We start from the raw sequence: 6,941 nt of genomic DNA, 5'->3' as shown, positions 1-6,941 counted from the left end.
TTAACATACTAAGGGGAATGGAAATGAAAAGGGAACCGAGAGTGAAAAATAAGGGGAAAGTAGTGTTATTTTTATTAGCTGCGGGAGGCGTATTTCTTGTTAAATTAACATTTAAATTTGGAACAATACATATGATTCGAACTTGGTTTGAAAGTACATTTTCTTAAATAAGGAATATAGCCTCTTGCGATAGAGGTTTTTGATTTGTTATTATTAGACTGAACGGTCGGTTTAAAGAGGTGTGAATATGAGAAGAAGCGCAGAAGAGATAAAGAAAGAAATTGCATATAAAGCAGAAAGTCTATTTTCACAGAAGGGCTACGCAGCTACATCTATGGAAGAGATTTGTGAAATTACAGAGCGAAGTAAAGGAAGTATTTATTATCACTTTAAAAGTAAAGAAGAATTATTTTTATTTGTAGTGAAACAGCATACGTATGATTGGGTTGAAAAATGGAATGAAAAAGAGAAGTTGTATAGTACTAGTACTGAAAAACTATATGGTCTCGCGGAATATCATGTAGAGGACATACAGCAACCAATTTCAAATGCAATAGAGGAATTCTCTATGAGCCAAGTTGTAAGTAAAGAGATTCTGGATGAACTGTTAGCTTTAACTAGAGAATCATATGTTATGTTTGAGAAATTAATTGAAGCAGGTATACAGTCTGGAGAGTTCCGTGAAGATAATACTCGTGATCTTATGTATATTGTGAACGGATTATTATCAGGGCTTGGAGTACTTTACTACGAGTTAGATTATAAAGAGCTGAAACGTATTTATAAAAAGGCAATAGATGTATTGTTAAAAGGAATGGCAGCTGAATAATAAGTCAGTTGCTTTTCTTACAAAACAAATTAGACCGAACGGTCGGTTTATGGAAGGGGAATGAAAGTGAAAGCTTTATTTAAAAACCGAGCATTTATGCTCGTTATGGCATCTGATATTTTACAACAATTTGCAATTTGGATCAGAAATATGGCTCTTTTATATTTCATAATGGAGCGGACAAATAATGATCCAGTTTCAGTGTCTCTATTATCTGTCATGGAGTATGCACCTATCTTTATTTTCTCGTTCATTGGTGGTGCATTAGCAGATCGCTGGAATCCGAAAAGAACAATGGTCGCTGGAGATGTGTTGAGTGTACTGTCTATTATAGGAATTGTCCTGTTGTTAAAGCTGGATTATTGGCAGGCTATATTTTTTGCAACACTCATTTCCGCGATTGTAGGTCAGTTTTCTCAGCCCTCATCTTCGCGTATATTTAAGCGCTATGTAAAAGAAGAAGAGGTAGCAAATGCGATTGCATTTAACCAAACATTACAGTCATTATTTCTAATTTTTGGGCCAGTGGTAGGATCGCTTGTGTATACACAACTTGGTTTATTTACGTCACTATATAGCTTAATCATTTTATTTTTGTTATCTGCTATCGCCCTTTCATTTTTACCAAAATGGGTTGAAAAAGAGAAAGTGGCAAGAGATTCATTAAAAAATGATATAAAAGAAGGATGGAAATACGTTCTTCACACGAAAAATTTACGTATGATTACGATCACTTTTACTATTATGGGTTTAGCTGTTGGATTAACGAATCCATTAGAAGTATTCCTTGTAATTGAACGTTTAGGCATGGAAAAAGAAGCTGTTCAATATTTAGCAGCAGCTGATGGAATAGGTATGTTAATCGGTGGTATTGTTGCTGCAGTTTTCGCTTCAAAAGTGAATCCGAAAAAGATGTTCGTATTCGGTATGAGCATATTAGCGATGTCATTTTTAGTAGAAGGGCTATCTACATCATTTTGGATTACTAGTTTCATGAGATTTGGAACAGGTATTTGTTTAGCTTGTGTTAATATCGTTGTCGGTACGCTTATGATTCAACTTGTACCAGAAAATATGGTTGGAAGAGTAAACGGGACGATTTTACCACTGTTTATGGGGGCAATGCTAATTGGAACTTCACTAGCTGGAGGATTAAAGGAACTAACTTCACTAGTTATTGTGTTTTGTATAGCAATGGCACTTGTTTTATTAGCGATAGGGCCAGTTCTACGCATGCAAATAAAGAAAGAAGATGTCGTTAATAAAGAGAAACTAACAAATTCGTTAGCTTCGAAATAACTATTTTAAGGGAGCAAAATTGCTCCCTTTTTCTTTGAGGAACTTTTGACAACTATATGAGCCAATTATATACTGATGTTGTAAAAACGATTTTACAGGTTAGGAGCAATGGTGTGAAAAATCAAATCTATGAATTACGCACTGAAAATAATATTTCACAAGGCGCATTAGCTGATAAATGCAAGGTTTCTAGACAGACGATAAATGCAATTGAGAATAATAAATATGATCCAAGCTTAGCGTTAGCATTCCGTTTAGCTGAAGTATTAGGAACAACTGTTGATAAATTATTTTTGTACAAGCAGTAGAGTCGTTTATTATAAGGCGCACCGTTAAAAATAAAAAAGATCCTCTTCTCATGAGAAGAGGATCTTTTCTTATAGTGTTTTAGTCTTTGGACTAGTTGGTGTAACGGATGTATTATTTTCTGGAACTCTAGTTAATAAGAATCCACCGATAATAAACAGAACAATAATACTAAGAACACCAGCGTTTGTTTTTCCTGTTAATTGCGTTGTAACACCGACTAATACCGGGCCCATAATTGCGGCGAACTTACCAAAGATATTATAAAATCCGAAGAATTCATTAGCAGATTCTTTTGGTACTAGTTTTGCAAAGTATGAACGACTTAGTGCTTGAATACCACCTTGAGATGTAGCAACTAACATTGCTAAAATCCAAAAATCAAGTGTCGTTTTTAAGAAATAAGCATATATGCAAATGATGATATAAATAATGATACCGACATATAGCATTTTTTTACCTGTAAATGTTGCTGATAATTTTCCATATAATAAAGCAAATGGACAAGCGACAATTTGTGTTACAAATAATATGATTAATAGATTCGTTGCACTGATACCGAGATCTGTTCCGTAAGCGGTGGACATGGTAATAATTGTATCGACCCCATCAATATAGAAAAAGTAAGCGATTAGGAACATGAATACAGTTTTATATTCTTTAATATTTTTAAAAGTAGCAGCAAGGCGTTTGAAGCTCATTGTAATTGGTCTAGGGTGACGTTCAATATAGTGCTTTTGCTCTACGTTTTTTAGCATTGGAATCGTAAATAACCCCCACCAAAGAGCTGTTATCGCAAATGAAATTTGACTAGCAATACCAACAGATAAAGGGATAGTTCCTTTTTGAGAAAGAATAATAAGAGCGATACAACCGATGAAAGGAATAGTACTCCCAATATAGCCTAATGCGAAACCTCGCGTAGAAATTCGATCCATTCTATCTTCAGAAGTGACATCTACTAAAAATGCATCATAAAAAATGTTTGCTCCAGCAAAACCGACTAAGGCGAGCATATAGCATCCTAATAATAAGTACCACTGAGATGTTGGAACGACTGCTAACATACTTGTAAATACGATACCGAGTCCAAAGAAGAATGTGAAAAATCGTTTTTTAAATCCTTTATAATCAGCAACTGTGCCGAGAATAGGAGCAAGTATAGAAATTAAAAGTGTAGCGAACGAGTTTGCATATCCCCAATATGCTGTTGAAGTTGCCCCGGATAGTCCAGCTTCTTTTGCAGCTGCTTTAAAGTAAATTGGAAATAATGCAGTTGTAATGACGAGCGAATATACCGAGTTCGCCCAATCGTATAATATCCAGCTTTTTTCTTGTCTGGACATTTTTTTCATATAATGTTCCCCCTTAAATTTGTTTTACTAACAGTGTACAAAAATAAAAATTATAAAAAGAGAAACAGTGATGAATTTTACATAACTTTTACATATATACACAGTTCTTTACAATTGGAGTAAATCCTCTACAATTGCTCCGTCTGTTTCGCCTAAGTGTAAACCGAGTAGTCTAGCGATAGTTGGACCTTCATCAATAAGTCTCATATACGGGACGGTAACGCCGGTTTTTATTCCTTTTCCAGCAGCGATAAAAATTGTTTCATAGTTAGGTTTTGTTGGAGAGTATCCATGCGTACCAAATGTATATTTTTTACTAGGCGTAACATCTTTTTCAGTAATTTCTTTTATAAAATCTCCTGTATAGTTTTCAGTGAAATAATACCCCTCTTGCGCTTCTAACATAAATAAACAATTACCATCTGCACCGCAGTCTTTCGCAGCTTCATCATGAAGTATAAATTCAATTCCATTCTGTTTATTTTGCAGCAGTTCTTCAAGGAGTAGTTGTACTTCTCGAATTGTATCCGTATCATTTTTGTCTTTCACATATACATAGGCAGAGCCATCACAACTTTGGCAATAGGCTTTCCAGTCTACTAATTTGCCTTTTTTATTAAGAGATATAAGTCCTCTTTGATGGAATAGCACATTTAATTGGATGGATTTGTTTTCACTTAAAGCGCTATGATCACCAAGGGCAATAATTGTACTTTCTTCGTATAGATCACTGTCTTTTAAAGTTTGAATAATTTTCCCTAGCCGCTCATCATGTCTATGAATTGCAGCTATTGTTTCGTTAGATTCAAAGCCATGATAATGTCTTTGCGTGTCTAAATCAGTGAAATGTACGAACATAACATTAGGCTTTTTCGTCTGAATGGTGTGTACAGCAGAGGCGAGGACGAAATCATCCAGCTCTGGTTGTGATAAACCATTTCTTATATGGCCGAAACGACGATTTAAATCTAATTGGTATAGTGGGCTACCGCTAAATAAGGAAACTAACACTTGATTTTGCCACGGTCTATTGGGGAAAATTTCTGGTAAATTGTAATCAATGTTTGCTCTCCCAGTAACAGGCCATAGAAGGGCAGCTGTCGTTAAATTTGCTTTACGCGCTTCATCATACAATGTTGTTCCTTTTATCGATTTTCGGTACCAATGCCAATCAGGTGATTCACGTCCTGGTTGAAGTAACGTATTACTAACAACACCGTGCTTGTTAGGATAATTACCGGTTACGATTGTTGAGTGGCTTGGATATGTTACAGAAGGATAAATTGGTTCTACTTTTTCGACAACCGTGCCCTTTTTTATTAGAGATTGGAAATGAGGTAGTTTTTGTAGTATAGGAAAATCTAAAGCTGATAAACAGTCGAATGATAAAATAATGACACGATTCGTTAATGCTTTATCCATAAAGTAATCCTCCTAATTATATAAAACCTATTCTTATATATTACTATTAATACCTAGTAATAAAGATATGTTTTCGAATAAAATTTATTGTTTATTTTCAGAAAAATTAAACATATAATAAGTATAAGGGAATCTACGGACGGAGGGAATAGTATGGACTGGTTAGATGGATTCGGTATATTTTACATCATTGGTGGCATCACAATTCTCCTTGTATTTGCTATTTCATATTTACTAAAGAAACGTTTTCCAGACAAACAGTTTGATATTATATTTGCACTGATTGTAATACTTCTTTGCTTAGCATCATTTCCTGTTACCATGATGGTTATTGGTGGGTGGGAAGGAATGGGATATGGATTTATTGGTTTCTTCGTTCTACTAGGTACACTTATTGGTATGATTGCACATCAACTTGTAAAAATCTCTCGAAAAAGCTACGTATAAAACTGTAAAAAACGAAAAGAATATATAATAATAAGAAAATTAGCTATTGTTTTAAAAAAGAATTTGTATTATGATAATCAACAAATTTATTTCATTATAACGATGAAAAAGGACTAGTACATGTTCAACCTTTTTAGCAGAGAGAGAATCCGCCAGGCTGAAAGATTCTTAAAAAGGCAATATGGAACCTGCCTTTGAGTTCTGCATATGCAGCGGGAATTTCCCGTTATCAAGAAGAGAGCATATACAATTTTTGTGTATGAATCAGGGTGGTAACGCCGGCAAAGCTCGGTCCCTATTTAGGGACGCGGGCTTTTTTGTATTTTCTGGAAGAAGGAGGAAGACTGACTATGGCAAAAGAACAAGTGCAAGCCATTACGAAGATGGAAGAGGACTTTGCGCAGTGGTATACCGATATTGTAAAAAAAGCCGAACTGGTTGATTATTCAAGTGTAAAAGGGTGCATGATTTTACGTCCATATGGTTATGCCTTATGGGAGAATATGCAGAAGGTGATGGATGAGAAGCTAAAAGAAACTGGCCATGAAAATGTATATATGCCAATGTTTATCCCAGAGAGTTTATTGCAAAAAGAGAAGGATCATGTTGAAGGGTTTGCTCCTGAAGTAGCATGGGTTACGCATGGCGGAGATGAAAAGTTAGCGGAAAGACTTTGTGTACGTCCTACATCTGAAACTTTATTCTGTGAGCATTTTTCAAAAATTGTGCAATCCTATAATGATTTGCCAAAATTATACAACCAGTGGTGTTCAGTAGTTCGTTGGGAGAAGACAACTAGGCCATTCCTTCGTACGACAGAATTTTTATGGCAAGAGGGTCATACAATCCATGAAACAGCAGAAGAATCGCAGGCTGAAACATTAAATATTTTAAACTTATATGCTTCTTTCTGTGAGGATTATTTAGCGATACCAGTTATTAAAGGACAAAAAACAGAAAAAGAGAAGTTTGCTGGAGCAAAGGCAACTTATACAATTGAAAGCTTAATGCATGATGGGAAAGCACTTCAAACAGGAACATCCCATAACTTTGGAACGAATTTCTCTGAAGCATTTGATATTAAATTTTTAGATCGTAACGGTAAGTGGCAATATGTACACCAAACATCTTGGGGTGTATCAACAAGAATGATAGGTGGGCTAATTATGGTTCATAGCGATAATAATGGACTTGTAATGCCACCAAAAGTTGCTCCAGTGCAAGTTGTTATCGTACCAATTGCTCAGCATAAAGAAGGAGTTTTAGCGAAAGCAACAGAGTTA

8 protein-coding genes and 1 other annotated feature are annotated in these 6,941 nt (G+C 35.2%); of the genes, 6 read left to right on the top strand and 2 right to left on the bottom strand.

Features of this window, described 5'->3' with window-relative positions:
* The first annotated feature begins 23 nt into the window (after positions 1–23).
* The 4 genes from MR160_RS32290 to MR160_RS32275 all read left to right on the top strand — a co-directional run bounded on the left by MR160_RS32290 (position 24) and on the right by MR160_RS32275 (position 2,436).
* Positions 24–167, top strand: coding sequence for a hypothetical protein (locus tag MR160_RS32290; protein WP_000817987.1), 144 nt, complete (start codon positions 24–26; stop codon positions 165–167).
* An 80-nt stretch (positions 168–247) separates the two neighbouring features.
* Positions 248–829 (top strand): TetR/AcrR family transcriptional regulator, encoded by a 582-nt coding sequence (locus tag MR160_RS32285; RefSeq protein WP_001254448.1) that lies wholly within the window; start codon positions 248–250, stop codon positions 827–829.
* A 66-nt stretch (positions 830–895) separates the two neighbouring features.
* Positions 896–2,128 (top strand): MFS transporter, encoded by a 1,233-nt coding sequence (locus MR160_RS32280; protein WP_000645357.1) that lies wholly within the window; start codon positions 896–898, stop codon positions 2,126–2,128.
* A 56-nt stretch (positions 2,129–2,184) separates the two neighbouring features.
* The gene (locus MR160_RS32275; RefSeq protein WP_002023181.1) at positions 2,185–2,436 is read left to right on the top strand and encodes a helix-turn-helix transcriptional regulator; all 252 of its coding nucleotides are present in this window, start codon (positions 2,185–2,187) and stop codon (positions 2,434–2,436) included.
* Positions 2,437–2,505: 69 nt separating this feature from the next.
* Here the strand turns inward: MR160_RS32275 and MR160_RS32270 are convergent, their stop codons facing one another.
* Both MR160_RS32270 and MR160_RS32265 read right to left on the bottom strand, forming a co-directional pair.
* Positions 2,506–3,789: an MFS transporter gene (locus MR160_RS32270; protein ID WP_000738826.1), complete on the bottom strand. Its 1,284-nt coding sequence runs from the start codon at positions 3,787–3,789 to the stop codon at positions 2,506–2,508.
* A 108-nt stretch (positions 3,790–3,897) separates the two neighbouring features.
* Positions 3,898–5,211 carry an alkaline phosphatase family protein gene (locus MR160_RS32265; RefSeq protein WP_000356443.1) on the bottom strand — a complete coding sequence of 438 codons (1,314 nt, stop codon included), beginning with the start codon at positions 5,209–5,211 and terminating at the stop codon, positions 3,898–3,900.
* Positions 5,212–5,364: 153 nt separating this feature from the next.
* On the opposite strand from MR160_RS32265, the gene MR160_RS32260 reads away from it, so the two are divergent.
* Together MR160_RS32260 and proS are read left to right on the top strand one after the other, a co-directional pair.
* A complete protein-coding gene (locus tag MR160_RS32260) occupies positions 5,365–5,658 on the top strand; it encodes a YesK-like family protein (protein WP_000383860.1) in 294 nt (97 codons plus the stop codon).
* A 93-nt stretch (positions 5,659–5,751) separates the two neighbouring features.
* Positions 5,752–5,958 (top strand) — a binding site (T-box leader).
* Between the two features lie 50 nt (positions 5,959–6,008).
* Positions 6,009–6,941: proline--tRNA ligase (proS, locus tag MR160_RS32255; protein ID WP_346670374.1), on the top strand; the 933-nt coding region annotated here is incomplete at its 3' end.

This window comes from Bacillus cereus group sp. BfR-BA-01382 (genome assembly GCF_022663475.1).
In the GTDB taxonomy this organism is placed as follows: Bacteria; Bacillota; Bacilli; order Bacillales; family Bacillaceae_G; genus Bacillus_A; species Bacillus_A thuringiensis_S.
The sequence above is the reverse complement of the archived record's forward strand: the minus strand, read 5'-3'. Positions and strand labels throughout refer to the sequence as shown.

Bases quoted from the DNA above. Each gene is read 5' to 3' on its own strand.
- MR160_RS32290 (WP_000817987.1), top strand. From the start codon at position 24: ATGAAAAGGGAACCGAGAGTGAAAAATAAGGGGAAAGTAGTGTTATTT.
- MR160_RS32285 (WP_001254448.1), top strand. From the start codon at position 248: ATGAGAAGAAGCGCAGAAGAGATAAAGAAAGAAATTGCATATAAAGCA.
- MR160_RS32275 (WP_002023181.1), top strand. From the start codon at position 2,185: ATGAGCCAATTATATACTGATGTTGTAAAAACGATTTTACAGGTTAGG.
- MR160_RS32270 (WP_000738826.1), bottom strand. From the start codon at position 3,789: ATGAAAAAAATGTCCAGACAAGAAAAAAGCTGGATATTATACGATTGG.
- MR160_RS32265 (WP_000356443.1), bottom strand. From the start codon at position 5,211: ATGGATAAAGCATTAACGAATCGTGTCATTATTTTATCATTCGACTGT.
- MR160_RS32260 (WP_000383860.1), top strand. From the start codon at position 5,365: ATGGACTGGTTAGATGGATTCGGTATATTTTACATCATTGGTGGCATC.